This window comes from Photobacterium sp. ABD4_091, assembly GCF_056160145.1.
This window is the reverse complement of the sequence record NZ_JBSWWQ010000002.1, coordinates 1,223,895-1,240,359: the sequence shown is the minus strand read 5'-3', so window position 1 is coordinate 1,240,359 and position 16,465 is coordinate 1,223,895. Positions and strand designations below refer to the sequence as shown.

Here is a 16,465-nt window from a genome sequence, read left to right as displayed (position 1 = left end):
ATTGCTACTCCTGTACCATGAAGTTAGGGGAAATGACTGCAAAGAAAATCATCTTGGGAACGGCGTAGTATTTGTTGTTGTGGGTGTCGTAGATAGCACCAATCCTAGCCTCTAACTCAGGAGCAATTTCGCCATGCAAAAAGCGGTTTTTTAGCAGAGTTATCAGAGTTTCTTTGTCTTGGTTGTTGGCGGCATCTTCGAAATCAACTGGGGCGATATACATCTCTTGTTTGTTGTTGGTTTTATTGCGGTCTTGGCCATAGTTAAGGATCGTCCGGTAAAAGACATTACTGGTTTTAATGACTTGGCTCCAATCAATAAGCTCAAACTCCGGCGCAGTAAGTTCTGCATTTAGCAAGGCCCCTTGCGGACTATGATCAGGGGAATAGAAATTAAATACAGAGGGCGACCCCAGTGGATATTGGCCAAACGTGTCAGCATAATTCATTGGGTTATAGATGATGTCGCCGTTTTTACCCGGATAGGCATCCATAGCGCGATAGAAGAAGGTCATAGCGAGGATGGGTTCGCGCACTTTAGCTACATGCAGGTCGTTTTCCTTTAGTACCTCAGTATCGGTCAAAATGGCGGTAATGACTTCTCCGAGGTTACCTCCGGTGTTTCGGAAAACAGAGGCGACTCTCGCCACATATTCAGGCCGTGGGTTGGAGGTGACGAAGCGTTTGATCAGCAGGGTACTGATAAATGGTGCGGTATTGGGGTGGTTAACCAACAGATCCAGTACTTGATCTAATTCTGCTTCTGCTCCCATACCTTCGGGGAAATCACTCCCCAGAATGGTTTTAGCTCCCATATCGTGCGAGTCATCGTAAGCGACCATAGGGTTTTCCATGCTGCTGCCATCCATAAACCAGCCAGTGAAAACCCGAGCCATATTCTCTATGTCGGTGTCATCATAGGTTGGGATTGGCTGGTTGTTTTCATCGCGTATAGGGGTGCCATCGAGGTTGAGTTGTTCCAGCCCGATAGTAAACAGCTGCATGATTTCACGGGCATAGTTCTGGTCTGGGTTAACGCCGGTGTGGCTTTTGGGAAGATTGCCCACCATGGTGAGGTAGTGGCCCATGATTGGAGAGCGGGTGACATGGTAAAGCAGGGTTTTGTAGTCACTAAACGCGTACTGCGTCAGGATATCGTAGTAATGTGCCATTTCTGTTGGGTAGGGTGCCAACTGAGCATCACGGTCACCGACAACTAAAATCTGGCTGAGGGCAAAGGCCATGCGCTGGCGCAACTGAGCGCCTTTCCATAACGCGATATCGAACCATGCACATACGCGCATCTCTTGGGTGATTGATGAAGTCCCGCGCTGCTGAGCCTGATAGAGAGTGCGTTCTCTGTGGCTTTCATAAGGTTCGGAAAGCTGAGTGTTAACCCAGCTGGCTCGATTATCTAGTGTTAGAAAAGTCTCTATCTCCCCCTCTTTTATTCCCATCGTCGCCATGTCCAAAAATCTGGATGCTTGTCGATATGTTAATCCTTCCATAGATGCTCACCTTTATGAAGTTACTTTATGATTCGGATTTTTGTTGCAGGTATATCAAGCTTGGAATTTAATTATTCCTTCATGGAATGAAGTTTGTCCTTTTATTGATATTTATGATGTTGTGGCAATAACAAATGAAACTGTCTTGAAAAGTAGGCATGGTTTCAAAAATGTGGGCATATTGCGAAACAGCGGTAGGCAACAGTATGAATTAACATGTTTGACGACAATAAGTCGCGTGAACTGAACAATGGCGGCGCAATTGTCTGTATAAAAATCATGTTTTAGAAAATACTGATGGTGATCGGTGTCCCATGCGTGATTTTGCTTTTATGGTGAGTTACATGGCTTTTTGTTTTTATTTTGCGTTCAGATGGCTGATAAAATATTGCCTTTATGACGGTTTTATTAAGCTGTTGGCGTTTTAAACAGTGAAGAGTGGCTGGCACTGGATTTTGTTTTAAAACTGTGGGAATTTAGCCTGGCATTACACAGAATTTAATAAAACTGTTAGAAGCAGTGTCGAAGGGGCGCTCATGCCAGAGAAGATATTACCAGTTATCGATTTTTTACTAGAAAACAAAATATTGCTCAGCGTATTGATCATTGCGCTGGTACTGATGTTCAGGCGATTAGTGCTGAAACAAATTCGCGGCGAAGTTGCGTTTGTTTCAGAGCACCAGCGGAAATGGATGTCACGTACCAAGAACGGCACTTTCACCCTTATGGTGGTGGTGCTGTTTATGCTCTGGCAATCAGAGATCAGTGAGTTTGCTTTGTCGGTGACAGCTATCGCTGTTGCAATTGTGGTGGCTTCCAAAGAGATCATCCTGTGTTTCACCGGCTCTATTCAACGAGCGAGTGCCCGTTCGTTTCGCATCGGTGATTGGATTGAAGTCGGCTCCCTTTGTGGGGAGGTGATTGAGCACAATATGATGGCGACGGTGATCCAAGAGATTGACCTTCACCATGGGCAATATCATTTCACGGGTAAAACTGCCACCTTGCCAAACAGCATGTTTTTTACTTACCCGGTGAAGAACCTGAATTTCATGAAGCGCTATGTGTACCATAGCTTCAGCATTACCATTAAAGAGTTCGTCAACTTGTATGTCACGGTGCCGGAGCTTATCGAACAGATTGAGGGGCACTGTGAGGATTTCATTGATGTTGCGCGGCGCTACAATGGGGTGATTGAAAAACACGCTGGCGTTGATCTACCTGGCCCTGATCCTCATGTCCATATCACCACGACAGCGACAGGTGAGCAGGTGGTACATATTATGCTGTTTTGCCCGACAGAAATGGCAACCCACCTTGAGCAATTGATCCGTGAAGACTTCATGCAGATTTACCAAGAGACATTTGGCAAAAACAATATCACTGAAGAACGAAACCCAAAGGTTAGCTTTATGTAGATTGGGAAGAAAAGTTGTCTCGTGCCAACAGTGTTCGTGGTACACTCCCGCGCTTCATGTAGAGGCGGCTCTACCATATTAAGATTCAGTATAATTAGAGGCGATTCATGCCATTCTCTAAACTTGGGCTCAGCGAGTCATTAACCAAAGCGGTCAGTGAACTTGGCTACAGCAAGCCAACCACGATTCAGAACAAGGCAATTCCTGTCATCTTGCAGGGCCAAAACCTGATTGCAGCTGCGCAGACCGGTACAGGTAAAACAGCCAGCTTTGTTTTGCCTATTCTTGAAAAACTCAGCCAGGGCAAAACGCAGCGTAAAAAGCGCATCCGTGCGTTGATACTTGTGCCTACCCGTGAGCTTGCTGTTCAAGTAGAAGAGAAGATCGCCCTTTACAGCAAACACCTAAGCCTAACATCCTTGGCGATGTACGGTGGTGTCGATGAAAAAGAGCAAAAGCAGCGCCTGATTGAAGGTGTGGATGTGCTGGTCGCGACTCCGGGTCGTTTGCTTGATATGTATGGCAAGCGTGCTGTTCACTTTGAAGAAGTGGAAATGCTGGTGCTTGATGAAGCCGACCGCATGCTGGATATGGGCTTTATCGATGACATCAACAAGATCATCGACCGTTTGCCTGAAGAGCTGCAGTTCTTGCTGTTCTCTGCAACGCTCTCTAACAAAGTGCGTGACTTGGCTAAGTCGGTAGTTGAAAACCCACATGAGATCAGTATTGCGGCTAATCAAGCTTCTAAGGCTAATATTGAGCAGTGGCTGATCACGGTTGATAAAGACAAGAAGTCTGCTTTGCTTAGCCACCTGATCAAAGAAAATGATTGGGATCAGGCGCTGATCTTTATTGAAACCAAGCACGGTGCTGCCAAACTGGTTTCACAGCTCGAAAAACGCGATATAGCTGCAGAGGCGTTCCACAGTGGGCGCAGCCAGAAAGTCCGTGAACAGCTACTGGAAGACTTCAAAGCAGGCAATATTAAATACCTAGTAGCAACAGGCGTTGGTGCCCGTGGTATTGACATTGAAGAGCTGTCCCGTGTTGTAAATTACGACTTGCCATTCCCGGCGGATGAATATGTTCACCGTATTGGCCGAACCGGTCGTGCAGACGCATCGGGTGAAGCAATCTCGTTTGTGTCAAAAGATAACTTCAAGAACTTGTGCATGATCGAAAGCCGTTTGGGGCACCTGATTGAACGCCGTGAGGTCGAAGGTTTCGAGCCAAGAAAACCGGTACCCATTTCTATTTTGAATTACGTGCCAAAAAACAAACGTCAAAAGAAAGACTGATTTTGATGAACAGCTTAAGCCCTTGCCATTCGGTGAGGGCTTTTTTTTGCCCTGGCCTTTCACTTATACCCAAGTTACCTCAAGGTGCAGGGTTCAGAGGGTTGTCAGCGCATTCAATGCAAGGCGAAGGTTTGCAGGAATGGCATTCCCTTTCAAAAAGCTTCAACGAAGAAGTGAATGGGCTGACACCCTCCCGAAGGGCGAGTTTTCTAATCTTCTATACCGCGTTATTGTTTCTTGATTTAGAGCCACTAGATCTTCAAAACAATGCCTGGTCTAGAAGCTTATAAACTCTCGCTGAACCAGCATCTTGAAGTAGCTTGGGTATATCACAGACTGCGATAACGTCTCCTGTCACAATATCTTCCTATTCAACATAGACTTTACAGAGTGTTTAGGTTTGGAAGGAGGTTGAGATGAAAGGGCAATGCTTGTGCGGGGCTATCGAGTTAACCGCGGATGATCAGAAAGAGGTTGGGTTGTGCCATTGCGACATGTGCCGCAGATGGTCTGGTGGCCCCTTGTTTGCAGTTCATTGCCAGTCCAAGGTACAAATCAAAGGGCAGCAGCCTGTGGTGTATCGCTCGTCAGAGTGGGCTGAGCGTGTCTTCTGTGGAACTTGTGGCTCGCATCTTTATTACCACCTATTACCAAGTGATGAGTATATTGTTTCGGCAGGTCTGTTTCAGGATCAGGCCTTCATACTGACCAGCGAAATATTCATTGACGAAAAACCGGATTACTATGAATTTAGCAATGACACCCAAAAAATGACCGCACAGCAGGTCTTTGACCAATATGCGCCCAAAGAGGAATAACAATAAGTGATGGCTACGCAAAAGATCCCAGTAAATACTTCTATTGTTTCAGGCGTTGCCCTGTCGGAAATTGATGGCGAAATGAAAATGCTATTGATGAAGCGGGTAAAAGGTAACTACTGGTGCCATGTGGCTGGTTCTATCGAGGAAGAGGAGAAAGGCTGGCAGGCAATTGTGCGGGAGTTTTATGAAGAGACGCACATCTCCGTGTCTGAACTCTATAACGCCCAGTATCTTGAGCAGTTCTTTGAGGCCAATGTGAATGTGCTGCAGATCATACCGGTATTTGCCGTACTGTGCCCGCCCAACCAGCCTGTCACCCTCAATGAGGAGCATACGGAATACCGTTGGGTGGGACTTGAAGAGGCAAAGTCTCTAGTGCCTTTCCCGGGGCAGCGGCAGGTGTATGATCATGTTTGGGCGAATTTTGTCGAAAGCAGCCCTTCCGAGCACATGAAAGTGACGTGACTATTAACTAAACCAAGTTAGCGCTGCATTAAGGAAACATCGCATTAAGGAAACATAGTGAAACAGAGTATTGTCCATATTGCCCTCGTCGTAAAAGACTACGATGAGGCAATAGATTTTTACGTCAACAAGCTGAAGTTTGAATTAATCGAAGACACTTACCAGCCAGAGCAGGATAAACGTTGGGTCGTTGTATCACCGCCGAACTCCAATGGTGTGACGTTACTGCTTGCACGAGCGTCAAAGCCTGAACAGGCCGATTTTATTGGAAATCAAACAGGCGGCAGGGTCTTCCTGTTCTTGAGTACCGATGACTTTTGGCGTGACTACAACCGTATGGTGGCTGAAGGTATTCACTTTGTCCGCGAGCCGAAAGAGCAAGACTATGGCACAGTGGCTGTTTTTGAAGATCTTTACGGCAATTTGTGGGATCTGCTTCAGTTAAGCCCTGACCACCCGATGGCAAGGCGTTCTGCCGCTAACAGCGAGTGAGGGATGTGATGAACAAACACGAAATTGTCGACTTTATGCTAACGTTGCCGGAGTCAGAGCTGGATTACCCTTTTGGCGCCGATGTCATGGTATTCAAGGTAGTGGGCAAGATGTTTGCCTTGTTGTCGGTTAATGATGGCGTCGTTGATATTAACCTTAAAGGTGCTCCGGCAGATAATGAAGCATTGACCTCGATGTTTACTGCGATACGCCCAGGTTACCACATGAACAAAAAACACTGGGTAACCGTTTCGGTCACCGAAGAAATAGAAGATGGCATGCTGAAAGGACTGATTGATCGCTCCTATGAATTAGTCGTTTCGAAGATGAAAAAAGCCGATCGCGAAAGGCTGGCGATTCAAAGATAAAGGAACAATTAAGAGATAAATGAAAAATTAAGTGATAAAAGAACCGTTATTAAAAAGGAAAAGATGGAAAAGCTAGACGCATTACTCGACTTGGCGCGAAGAAAGGCGGCGATCGATAAAACATCGACATGGTCCGAAGGAGCCAAAACTTATCTTTCAGAGCTAAAATCAGAAGTCGATGAAGTCAACGAAGAGATTGAGAGGCAACGGGTATGTTTCCTGGAAGACGAGCTAGGTGATGAGCTTTGGGATTACCTCAATGCTTTGGTCGCTCTAGAGGAAGAGCAGGGTATCAATATCGAATCTGTTCTGGCTCGTTCAATAAGCAAGTATCAAGAACGGATCTCGGGAATCGAAAGCGGAGAGTCCTGGCAAGAAATTAAATCAAGGCAGAAAAAAGCCCTTGAACAAGAGCAAGCTAACGTCGAGCAAGACAAGCATGGATAAAGTACCACAGCCCATTAGGGCTGCAATGATAAACGATCTCGCCGCGCTAACACGACTGTTTATTGCAGAGAACCACCACAACGCTGCAGTCGCACCGGATGTTGTTAACCAGACGGAAGATGTCCTGACAAAGGATGAATTGAGTGAAATTATTGCTGACAATAATCAGTGCCTATTCGTTGTAGAAGTTGATGGGGATGTGGTTGGTACATTGCTAGGCTCTGTCGTCAATGTTAAAGGTAGACGCTGGACAAACAGTCGGTGCTATGGGTATATCGAAGAGCTAGTCGTCGATGAAAACCAACGGGGCAAAGGCTTTGCGCGCCAGCTTATGGCGGCATTTGAGGGCTGGAGCAAGGCTAAAGGTGCTTGTTCTGTCGAATTGCATGTTTGGTCAAACAATCAAGTGGCCAATAAATTTTACCGTCGCTACGGCTTTGAAGATAAGCAGCATTTACTTTCCAAATCGCTTTAACTCATTTCTCGATGAAATATCAGCATGACTACTGTCATCGTGTGTCCCATTCAAAATGAAGTTATGGTTATACTGAGCTAATTGATACAAATTGGATAAGGACTCCGAAAGATATATGGCAGCGCAGTTAGAAACAGATAGATTGATCCTTAGGCAATGGAAAAGAGAAGACTATTCCGATTACGCCAAGCTTAATGCAGACCCCGCTGTTATGCAGTTTTTTCCAGCCGTTTTATCGCAGCAGGAGAGTGATGCACAGGCGGCAAGGATCACTCAACTTATCGCTGAAAAGGGCTGGGGATTTTGGGCGGTTGAGCTGAAGGAAAATGGGCAATTTATTGGTTTTGTGGGTTTACATAGCCAGGATGAGCAATCCGGTATCCCCAATGCGCCATTTATCGAAATAGGCTGGCGGCTTGCCAAAGAGCATTGGGGGAAAGGTTATGCGCCTGAAGCGGCCAGCAGGGCATTGCAGTTTGCGTTTGAAGAGTTGGCGGCGCCTAGTATCTACGCGTTCACCGCTTTACCTAATACCCTATCACAGAGGGTAATGGAGAAAATTGGAATGACAAATATCGGCCAAGATTTTGACCATCCCAAATTGCCTAAAGGACACGATTTGGAGCGCCACTGCCTGTATCAAATTACCCGAGAAACATGGCTGAAAAAAAATACTAACGTCGATTTCTTGGCCTAGCTGGAAACGACGCTCAAGGAGGATACATGAGTGGAATGACTGACCTGCAACAGTTATTGAAATCAATGGCACCTGCTCTCAAAGAAGGAGAGTTTGTATTTTGTACGGTAGAAGGGGAGCTATCACAATATGTCGGGCTATCACCTGTCTCGATCTTTCAGGAACAAGAAGGGCTTACTTTGGTGCTCAGCCGCGATAATGCCGATGCAGCAGGCCTGGCATATAGCAGTACCTTTCGGATGATAACGCTAACAGTACATTCCAGCCTTGAGGCCGTAGGGTTAACCGCTGCAATTGCTACCAAACTTACTGAACAGGGAATCAGCGCAAATGTAATTGCTGCATATTATCATGACCATGTGTTTGTGCAGAGTGCAAAAGCAAATGATGCAATGGCAGCATTAACCTCATTGTCGTCTAGCTAGTCTATTTAGAAAGGAATCAAAATGACTAAGGTTTATCTATTCGATTGGGGAGATACCCTGATGGTAGACTTCCCGCAATATCAAGGCCCCATGTACCGCTGGCCTGAGTTAAAAGCAGAGCCCGGCGCACTTGAAGCGCTTAGGACCCTATCTGCCCATCATCCCATTTATGTGGCCACAAATGCTGATGATTCTTCGGTTAAGGACATTAAACTCGCTTTTTCAAAAGTAGGTCTTGCCAGGTATATCAGTGGTTATTTTTGTAAAAAGAATATGGGAGTAGCCAAAGGGTGTGCGGAATATTTCCATCGAATTGTGTTGGAACTCGATGTGGAGCCACATAACGTGACGATGGTTGGTGATTCTATGGATAACGATATCCTGCCGGCAATTGCCGCCGGATTGAATGCGATTTGGTACCAGCCGCAGCAGGTGCCTCAACAGGTCGGGGGTAAACCCTATAGGCAAATTAGCACCTTGGAAGAACTGACGGTATAAGGAGTTTGTAGTGAAATTAGTTTCTCCATCCATGGAATATGCAGCAGCTTTTCAGCACTTTTATGATGACTTTGCGCTAAATGACCCGGAAAACGCTCAAAATTACCTTGACGGAAATAAGAATGCCGAGCGCTATATTCAGTCCCTGATTGATGAATCACATGGCGTGAACTTGCCGGAAGGGTATGTGCCTTGCAATCACTATTGGCTCATTGACCCTGATAACAATATTATCGGCGTCATTAGGGGGCGCCATAATATCGCTACTCCATTCCTATCCCAAGAAGGTGGCCATATTGGTTATGATGTTGCCCCAAGCTTTCGTGGCAAGGGGTATGGCACTGTAATGCTGAAACTGGCGTTGCCAAAAGCCTGCCAACTTGGTATCCAAATAGCTTTGATCACAGCTGATGAAGACAATATCGCATCGCGCACGGTGATTGAGCGAAATGGTGGCCAGTTTGAGGGGGTTGTACAAGGGAAAGTGTTCCCGCATCCCGTTGCCCGTTACTGGGTTGAATGCTGTGGCACCTAATAAAGTCATAACGCTAAAAAAAAGTATGATAATGAAGACGCCAAATAAGATTACGAACGTATTTACGGGAAAAATTGCCCATCGCTATGGGTTTAATACCGCCATTGATAAGGTTGCTGTCAAAGAGCCGATCTATTTGTCAGAAGCAGGGCTGGATGGGGACGAATGTGCCGATCAAAAACACCATGGCGGGCCAGAGAGAGCTGTTCACCAGTATCCCCTTGAACACTACCAATACTGGGCAAAAAAGTATGGCGAGCATATAGAATGGCAGGCACCCGGTATGGGAGAGAACATAAGCTCTGTAGGCATGACAGAAGAAACGGTGTGCCTTGGAGATCGTTATCAGTGGGGAGAGGCGATTATCGAAGTTAGCCAGCCGCGTTCACCATGCTTTAAGTTGAATCAACGCTGGGGGGTACAAGGCTTCTCTGTTGATATGCAGGAAATCAGCCGTTGTGGTTGGTTATATCGCGTGATCAAACCCGGTATGGTAAGTGTTAATGAACCATTGATTCTGGTTGAGCGTGTCCCTAATGCCATGTCGCTGCAAGCCGTTTGCGATATCTTTTTTGGTGACCCACTAAATCAGCAAGGTTTGGAAGCACTGCTGAAGCAAGAAAAGCTGTCTGGCAGTTGGATGAACAAGGTCAAGAAGCGCCTAGAAACCAATGAAGTAGAAAATTGGCAGTTTAGGCTGCAGGGTAGAGGCTCTGCAATTTAAGTTTGTTGCTGCATGTGTTTTCATTTTTGGCTAACCCGCCTCTAAATGCTATCCTTCGTGCCAGTTTTAGCGTGATTTCCGGAAGTAAGATGAATTTTAACCGTATTGTCTGTTTTGACCTCGAAATGTGCTGTTGGAACGATGGTCGTGAGTCGAGGACAGGTGAGATCATTGAGATTGGGGTGGCTGAGCTTGATCTCACCAACGGTGAAATTGTTCGCCGTGCTCAACACTTTGTAAAGCCGGATAATGATGAAGTGTCGCCTTTTTGCACAGAGCTTACCGGTATTAAGCCGGAGGTGATTGAGAAAAACGGCAAGCCGCTAGGGCATATTTTAAAGTCGGTTGAACAAAAATTTGGTGGACGCCACAAAATTTATGCTGCTTGGGGGCGGGATGATCTCATTTTGCGCAAAGAGTGTGAAGAAAAAGGCCTTAAAGTGCCGTTTGAAGAGTACTTGAATCTGGCAACGTTATTTAGGCTCCAGCGCCATGTTACCAAAAAACGTTGTGGCCAACGTGCAGCGATGGAAATGGCGGGTATCGAGTGGGAAGGGCGTCAACATTCTGGCTATGATGATGCTTACAATTTGGCTCGCTTGGCTAAAACATTATTCAGCAATGATTAATTAAATGGTGACTTTGGTCGTTCTTTATTTACCAGGTGACATGGATATGTGCCCAAATCGTCATATTGCCTATTATATCTGTACCTTTTTTCCGGTAAGGTTATAATTTTATGAGCCTTTTTATTGAAAAGGAATTGACGAAATTAATCGTGCCAGCTAAGATTATGCAAAAATATAAATATGCAAATTGTTGGCTATGGATTTTACAACTTGTCAAATTCCGGTACGGAATAGACTCAACATGGGCGAGTTCCCCTGCTCAGACAAACTCAATGAACAACGTTCATGTGACGAAATTGTTCGCTGGTGGAATGTTCCATTTGTGGATGAATTAACGTATGAAGAGTCAGGGGAGATTGGGGTCTCTGTGTTAGATGGTGCGACCTGGGATGGCCCTCGGTTAATCTCAGAGCATACGACCTTTGAAGAAGCAGTAGCTGCTGCTAATTTTTATGTTAACCATTCAGAGGTTTGGCGCCGGTTCAAAGAACCTTACCAACCACTGGCTAAGGTGGACCACTTGATTGACATGAGTTCGTTCATTCATGGAAAATTAGCAAAAATGGATGAGCAGCAGTTGTTCGAATATATGTTCCATTGGTTGCCAGAGGTTAATAAAACAGCGACTCCCGCATTGGAAACATCCTAATATTCATATATACCGAAGCGACTTTAAGATTTAGCTTCAGCGAAGCCTTGAGGTAACTTGGGTATTAAAATGGCACAGTAATGACTGTGCCATTTATATTTCTGTTGACTACAGATTACGTAAACCTCACATTCATCGTGATCTCAGCTTTAAAGACGACATTCCCTTCAATATCTTTCACCTCAACCGGCACAAGCTTGTCACCTTCAGTGTCCCAGTCAATATTTTCACCTTGTGCCTGGGCTGTGAGATCAGTTTTCGCTTTTTTTAAATACTCAACTGTCATGCCAACAGGGATCCAGCGACTTTTAACAGGTACAGATACATCCGTCATCATCCCCCCAGCTAGCTCTGCCATATTACACATCGCGATTGCATGAACCGTGTTTAAGTGGTTAGTCACGCGTCGGCGTTTTTTTATTGTAACCTCAGCAAAGCCTGGCTTTAGTGCCGTGACTTTGGGCTTGATACTTCCAAAGTAAGGGGCAAGACGGCACACGACAAAACTGAAAAGCTTGTTGCCAAAAGGTAGCCGGCTCATCTGTTTATAGATTTTGAGGTTTTTGCGCATTGGGATGTCCTTTTCGAAATGGCTGAGAGGTTTATTTTATTTATAGCCTGGTCAGACCAGTATGCAGGAAGAAAATAGAGCTGTCACTCTACCCTGTAGTTTTATGCTACCTATGAGCTAAACACAGTGCATTCCTGCGAGACAGATCACTCTTTCTTCATGGGAATGAATTAAAGAGTGTCTTTAATTAAAGATTTTATTTTGTTTATTTTCAATGTCTTAAGTCGAGATTGAATGCTGGGGATAAGTCTTGATTGGCATGAAATTACCAGTGAATAATTAATATGTCTGACAATAGAATCACGATGTCTTTTTAGAGATATTTGTTTGTAAGCTGACGTGCCACAATTCCCTCGTAATCAAATTAAAAGGCAAACCATGTTCTATTTATTTCCTCTTCTGACTGTCATTATTTGGGCAGGGAATGCCATCGTAAACAAAATGTCTTACAGCGTGATCGACCCTGGGGCGATCTCATTTTATCGCTGGTTTTTTGCCATGATGGTATTAACACCCTTTGTTCTACCATCGGTGTGGCGTAAGCGTCATGAAATCAAACCGCATCTATCCAAGCTCGCATTTTTGGCTCTACTGGGTATGGTGCTCAACCAGTCGCTGGGCTACTTCGCCGCGGCGACAACAACTGCGACCAATATGGCGTTGATCATCTCGTTGGTGCCGTTGTTGAGTATGTTCTTGAGTGTCCCGTTGCTGGGGCAGCGCCTGCTACCTTTGGCTATGGTAGGGGCAGTGCTTTCTTTGGCTGGTTTGGTGTTCATGCTGGGTCACGGTGATATCAGTACTTTGACTTCGCAAGGTATCAAGCAGGGTGACGCACTGTTGTTAATTGCCGCGTTTGTTTATGCGCTTTACTGTGTATTGCTCAAGCGTTGGAGAATGCCACTCAATAACTGGCAGTCTGTCTATGTACAGGGACTCTTTGCGGTAACCATGCTTACTCCTATGTTGTTAAGCAGTGAGCGTATGGCGATCACGAGTGAATCACTGCCACTGATTATGTACGCTGCGTTACCTGCTTCGGTACTTGCGCCTTGGTGTTGGCTGAAAGGGATTGAGGTTCTAGGTGCAGACCGTACTGCGATGTTCATGAACCTGATGCCGGTACTGACTGCGCTTATTGCCAGCGTGACATTGGGGGAGCAGTTAGCGGTTTACCATTACATTGGCGGCGGTATGGTTCTCTCTGGCGTGATTCTCGCCCAGCGCAAGCCAAAGGTGGTGGGTACCCCGGAGCATTTAGCTGGCAATGCTAAACCGACAGCGTAACCTGTAGGTGAAAGATTAAAAACGGCAGTGGCTGAGAAGTCACTGCCGTTTTTTTTGCTTTCTTCGTGATGATGACAATAACCTCATTGAGCTCATTGATTATGCCGGTTTGGATGGGTTGAAGTGATGGGTTGTCGACAATCTATACTAAGGTCTAATACATATTGTTAACAATTGGCTTGTAAATCTGGCCTTATAGCGCTAAATTTGTTCACAAGTTAAGAAATTGTTGACAATAATGATGAGCAAACAAGATTTAAAATTGAAAAGTGTCGACAACCAAGGTGAGAAAGAGGGCACCAAATCTGAGAGTTTAACCGAGCAGTTAATCGATCAGATTGTAAGCGGTACCTATCCCGCGGGTAGCAAGATATCTGAACCGGAGCTCGCCAAGCATTATGGTGTGAGCCGAGGCCCGTTGCGTGAGGCCATGATGCGCCTTGAATCCATGGGATTGGTAGAACGTATTCCCCATGTTGGTGCCCGGGTTGTGGCTCTGAGCCAGGAAAAGTTAATTGAAATTTATGCGGTTCGTGAAGCCCTAGAAGGAATGGCCGCTAGGCTTGCCTGTGAGCACATCACCGATGACGAGCTCGCAGGGCTGGAAGCTTTGTTAGATGCCCATCACCAGCACATAGAACAGGTTGAGGGAGCATCATATTTTCACCAGCAGGGTGATTTCGACTTTCACTACCGGGTGATCAAAGCCAGCCGCAATACCAAATTAATCAGCCTGCTATGCGATGAGCTATATCATTTGCTGCGAATGTACCGCTACCAGTCACAGCGGTCACATTCGCGCCCAGAACAAGCCTTGAAGGAACACTTCCATCTTCTTAGTGCATTGAAAGAGCGCGATGGAGAGTTGGCAGAGATGTTGATGCGGCGCCACATTATGAGAAGCCGCCAATTAATTGAACAACAGTTGAAGCAGGATAAGGAGAAGGTCTCATGAGTCCAGGGAAACGCTTTCGCCAAGCGGTAGCCAATAACAACCCGTTACAGATTGTCGGTACGGTCAATCCGTATTGTGCCATGATGGCGGAACAAGTAGGCCATCAGGCGGTATATCTTTCGGGGGGAGGGATTGCCAATGCTTCCTATGGCCTTCCGGACTTGGGTATTACGACGTTAAATGATGTGTTGGAAGATGTTCGCCGCATTACAGCAGCCACCAAGCTGCCACTGATGGTCGATATTGATACTGGGTTTGGCGGCGCGTTTAATATTGCCCGCACCATTAAAGAAGTGGAACGAAGCGGGGCCGCAGCGGTTCATATGGAAGATCAGGTGGCCCAGAAGCGTTGTGGTCATCGCCCGAATAAAGCCATTGTCAGCCAGCAGGAAATGGTCGATAGGATCAAGGCGGCGGTTGATGCCAGAGTGGATCCTGATTTTGTGATCATGGCGCGCACCGATGCACTGGCTGTTGAGGGAATGGATTCAGCGATTGAGCGTGCCCAAGCATGTGTCGAGGCTGGGGCGGATATGATTTTCCCTGAGGCGATAAATACGCTTGAACAGTACCAGCAATTCTCAGACGCTGTTAAAGTGCCTATTTTGGCCAACATTACTGAGTTCGGACAGACGCCTCTGTTCAGTACCGATGAGCTCGCTGAATGTGGCGTCGATATGGTGCTTTACCCGCTGTCTGCATTCAGGGCAATGAACCAAGCGGCACTGAATGTATACCAGCACTTATTGCAAGACGGCCATCAGCGCAATGTCGTCGACCAAATGCAAACTCGTGAAGAGCTATACCACTATTTGGGTTATCACGACTACGAACAAACGTTAGATAAGCTATTCAAACAGCCTTAATAGGCACAAAGACCAAATAATAATATTAAGAATAAATGAATACAGAGTGGTAATAACCTCTGGGGATCAGTGTACCTATTTATCCCGCAGAATTAGAGGGAAACCCAATCCATTCAATATCGTGAATACAACTGAAGAAGGAGTCTGCTATGACTGCGATAGCCGTAGCTGATGTAAAGAAGGACGGAAGCGAAAAGAAATCGAATGCCATTGGTGGTGCGGGCCTGAGAGGTCAGAGTGCCGGTGTAACGGCGCTTTGTACTGTAGGTAAATCGGGTACCGGATTAACCTATCGGGGATACGATATCACTGATTTAGCCAATAATGCTGAGTTTGAAGAGGTGGCCTATTTATTATTAAAAGGCAAACTTCCAAATAAAGAAGAATTACAAAGTTATAAACAAGCATTAATGGCTTTCCGAGGGCTGCCGGAATCACTGAAGCTAGTATTAGAAACGATTCCTGCTGATGCCCACCCAATGGATGTGATGCGTACCGGTTGCTCAATGTTAGGCAACCTTGACCAAGAGCTCGACTTCTCTGAGCAGGATGAAAAGACCGATAAGCTTCTTGCCATGTTGCCAGCCATTATTTGTTACTGGTACCGCTACAGCCATGATGGTGTCCGTATCGATACTGCCAACAGCAGTGAAGACAGCATTGGTGGGTACTTCCTTGAAATGCTAACAGATAAATCACCATCTGAACTTCATAAGCAGGTCATGCACTGTTCATTGGTGCTTTATGCCGAGCATGAGTTCAATGCCTCGACCTTTACTGCTCGTGTTTGTGCCTCTACTTTGTCTGACCTTCACTCTTGTATCACTGCCGCGATAGGGAGCTTGCGTGGACCATTGCACGGTGGTGCCAATGAGGCTGCAATGGCAATGATCGAGAATTGGCAGACGGCTGAAGAAGCCGAAGCTGGCATTATGCAGATGCTGGCAAACAAAGACAAAATCATGGGCTTTGGTCATGCGATTTACCGTGAATCTGACCCGCGTAATGCTTTAATTAAAGCATGGTCGGAAAAACTGTCTGCCGACGTTGGCGATACTCACCTGTATGCGGTATCTGAGCGTGTGGAGCAGGTTATGAAGCGGGAGAAAGGACTGTTCTGTAACGCGGACTTTTTCCATGCTTCGGCCTATCACTTCATGGGGATCCCAACCAAACTGTTTACCCCAATCTTTGTGATGAGCCGTGTTACAGGTTGGGCGGCCCATGTGTTCGAGCAACGCGCCAACAACCGGATCATACGTCCGAGTGCTGATTATGAAGGACCTGAGCATCAGGACTGGCTGCCAATAGAAGAGCGCAGTTAATACCTCAAAT

At 46.1% G+C, this 16,465-nt stretch carries 21 protein-coding genes; 19 read left to right on the top strand and 2 right to left on the bottom strand.

The window, feature by feature from the left end; translation table 11 throughout:
* Window positions 1-4: 4 nt before the first annotated feature.
* Window positions 5-1,507, bottom strand: a complete 1,503-nt coding sequence (locus tag ACXAGQ_RS20065; protein ID WP_475256243.1) for a DUF1800 domain-containing protein — start codon at window positions 1,505-1,507, stop codon at window positions 5-7.
* Window positions 1,508-2,043: 536 nt separating this feature from the next.
* Between ACXAGQ_RS20065 and ACXAGQ_RS20060 the strand changes: the two genes are divergently transcribed.
* The 15 genes from ACXAGQ_RS20060 to ACXAGQ_RS19990 all read left to right on the top strand — a co-directional run bounded on the left by ACXAGQ_RS20060 (window position 2,044) and on the right by ACXAGQ_RS19990 (window position 11,451).
* Complete coding sequence (locus ACXAGQ_RS20060; RefSeq protein ID WP_475256242.1) at window positions 2,044-2,925, top strand: mechanosensitive ion channel family protein; 882 nt, start codon at window positions 2,044-2,046, stop codon at window positions 2,923-2,925.
* A 107-nt stretch (window positions 2,926-3,032) separates the two neighbouring features.
* Window positions 3,033-4,226, top strand: coding sequence for a DEAD/DEAH box helicase (locus ACXAGQ_RS20055; RefSeq protein ID WP_475256240.1), 1,194 nt, complete (start codon window positions 3,033-3,035; stop codon window positions 4,224-4,226).
* Window positions 4,227-4,642: 416 nt separating this feature from the next.
* Window positions 4,643-5,044: a GFA family protein gene (locus ACXAGQ_RS20050; protein ID WP_475256238.1), complete on the top strand. Its 402-nt coding sequence runs from the start codon at window positions 4,643-4,645 to the stop codon at window positions 5,042-5,044.
* A 9-nt stretch (window positions 5,045-5,053) separates the two neighbouring features.
* Entirely contained in the window at window positions 5,054-5,512 is a 459-nt protein-coding gene (locus tag ACXAGQ_RS20045) for an NUDIX hydrolase (protein ID WP_475256237.1), read from the top strand.
* Between the two features lie 57 nt (window positions 5,513-5,569).
* Entirely contained in the window at window positions 5,570-6,004 is a 435-nt protein-coding gene (locus ACXAGQ_RS20040) for a VOC family protein (RefSeq protein ID WP_475256236.1), read from the top strand.
* A gap of 8 nt (window positions 6,005-6,012) precedes the next feature.
* Entirely contained in the window at window positions 6,013-6,372 is a 360-nt protein-coding gene (locus tag ACXAGQ_RS20035; protein ID WP_475256235.1) for an MmcQ/YjbR family DNA-binding protein, read from the top strand.
* A 63-nt stretch (window positions 6,373-6,435) separates the two neighbouring features.
* On the top strand, window positions 6,436-6,819 hold the full coding sequence (locus tag ACXAGQ_RS20030) for a MazG nucleotide pyrophosphohydrolase domain-containing protein (RefSeq protein ID WP_475256234.1): 384 nt from the start codon (window positions 6,436-6,438) through the stop codon (window positions 6,817-6,819).
* On the top strand, window positions 6,812-7,294 hold the full coding sequence (locus ACXAGQ_RS20025; RefSeq protein WP_475256233.1) for a GNAT family N-acetyltransferase: 483 nt from the start codon (window positions 6,812-6,814) through the stop codon (window positions 7,292-7,294). The genes ACXAGQ_RS20030 and ACXAGQ_RS20025 overlap by 8 nt, the downstream gene beginning before the upstream one ends.
* A gap of 115 nt (window positions 7,295-7,409) precedes the next feature.
* Window positions 7,410-7,991: a GNAT family N-acetyltransferase gene (locus ACXAGQ_RS20020; RefSeq protein ID WP_475256231.1), complete on the top strand. Its 582-nt coding sequence runs from the start codon at window positions 7,410-7,412 to the stop codon at window positions 7,989-7,991.
* Between the two features lie 26 nt (window positions 7,992-8,017).
* A complete protein-coding gene (locus tag ACXAGQ_RS20015; protein ID WP_475256230.1) occupies window positions 8,018-8,416 on the top strand; it encodes an ACT domain-containing protein in 399 nt (132 codons plus the stop codon).
* 21 nt (window positions 8,417-8,437) lie between these two features.
* Window positions 8,438-8,914, top strand: coding sequence for an HAD family hydrolase (locus ACXAGQ_RS20010; protein ID WP_475256229.1), 477 nt, complete (start codon window positions 8,438-8,440; stop codon window positions 8,912-8,914).
* 10 nt (window positions 8,915-8,924) lie between these two features.
* Window positions 8,925-9,449 (top strand): GNAT family N-acetyltransferase, encoded by a 525-nt coding sequence (locus tag ACXAGQ_RS20005; protein ID WP_475256228.1) that lies wholly within the window; start codon window positions 8,925-8,927, stop codon window positions 9,447-9,449.
* Window positions 9,450-9,480: 31 nt separating this feature from the next.
* A complete protein-coding gene (locus ACXAGQ_RS20000) occupies window positions 9,481-10,173 on the top strand; it encodes an MOSC domain-containing protein (RefSeq protein WP_475256226.1) in 693 nt (230 codons plus the stop codon).
* 89 nt (window positions 10,174-10,262) lie between these two features.
* Entirely contained in the window at window positions 10,263-10,802 is a 540-nt protein-coding gene (locus ACXAGQ_RS19995; protein WP_475256224.1) for a 3'-5' exonuclease, read from the top strand.
* A gap of 241 nt (window positions 10,803-11,043) precedes the next feature.
* A complete protein-coding gene (locus tag ACXAGQ_RS19990; protein WP_475256222.1) occupies window positions 11,044-11,451 on the top strand; it encodes a hypothetical protein in 408 nt (135 codons plus the stop codon).
* A 115-nt stretch (window positions 11,452-11,566) separates the two neighbouring features.
* Here ACXAGQ_RS19990 and ACXAGQ_RS19985 read toward each other — a convergent pair whose 3' ends face one another.
* Window positions 11,567-12,022 carry a hotdog fold domain-containing protein gene (locus ACXAGQ_RS19985; RefSeq protein ID WP_475256221.1) on the bottom strand — a complete coding sequence of 152 codons (456 nt, stop codon included), beginning with the start codon at window positions 12,020-12,022 and terminating at the stop codon, window positions 11,567-11,569.
* 378 nt (window positions 12,023-12,400) lie between these two features.
* Here ACXAGQ_RS19985 and ACXAGQ_RS19980 point away from each other — a divergent pair, with 378 nt between their 5' ends.
* From ACXAGQ_RS19980 to prpC, 4 genes are all read left to right on the top strand, one after another.
* Window positions 12,401-13,309 (top strand): DMT family transporter, encoded by a 909-nt coding sequence (locus ACXAGQ_RS19980; protein WP_475256220.1) that lies wholly within the window; start codon window positions 12,401-12,403, stop codon window positions 13,307-13,309.
* Between the two features lie 241 nt (window positions 13,310-13,550).
* Window positions 13,551-14,264, top strand: a complete 714-nt coding sequence (locus ACXAGQ_RS19975; protein ID WP_475256646.1) for a GntR family transcriptional regulator — start codon at window positions 13,551-13,553, stop codon at window positions 14,262-14,264.
* A complete protein-coding gene (gene prpB / locus ACXAGQ_RS19970) occupies window positions 14,261-15,130 on the top strand; it encodes a methylisocitrate lyase (RefSeq protein ID WP_475256219.1) in 870 nt (289 codons plus the stop codon). Before ACXAGQ_RS19975 ends, prpB begins: the two co-directional genes overlap by 4 nt.
* 149 nt (window positions 15,131-15,279) lie before the next feature.
* Entirely contained in the window at window positions 15,280-16,455 is a 1,176-nt protein-coding gene (prpC, locus tag ACXAGQ_RS19965) for a bifunctional 2-methylcitrate synthase/citrate synthase (protein ID WP_475256217.1), read from the top strand.
* The last annotated feature ends 10 nt before the right edge of the window (window positions 16,456-16,465 follow it).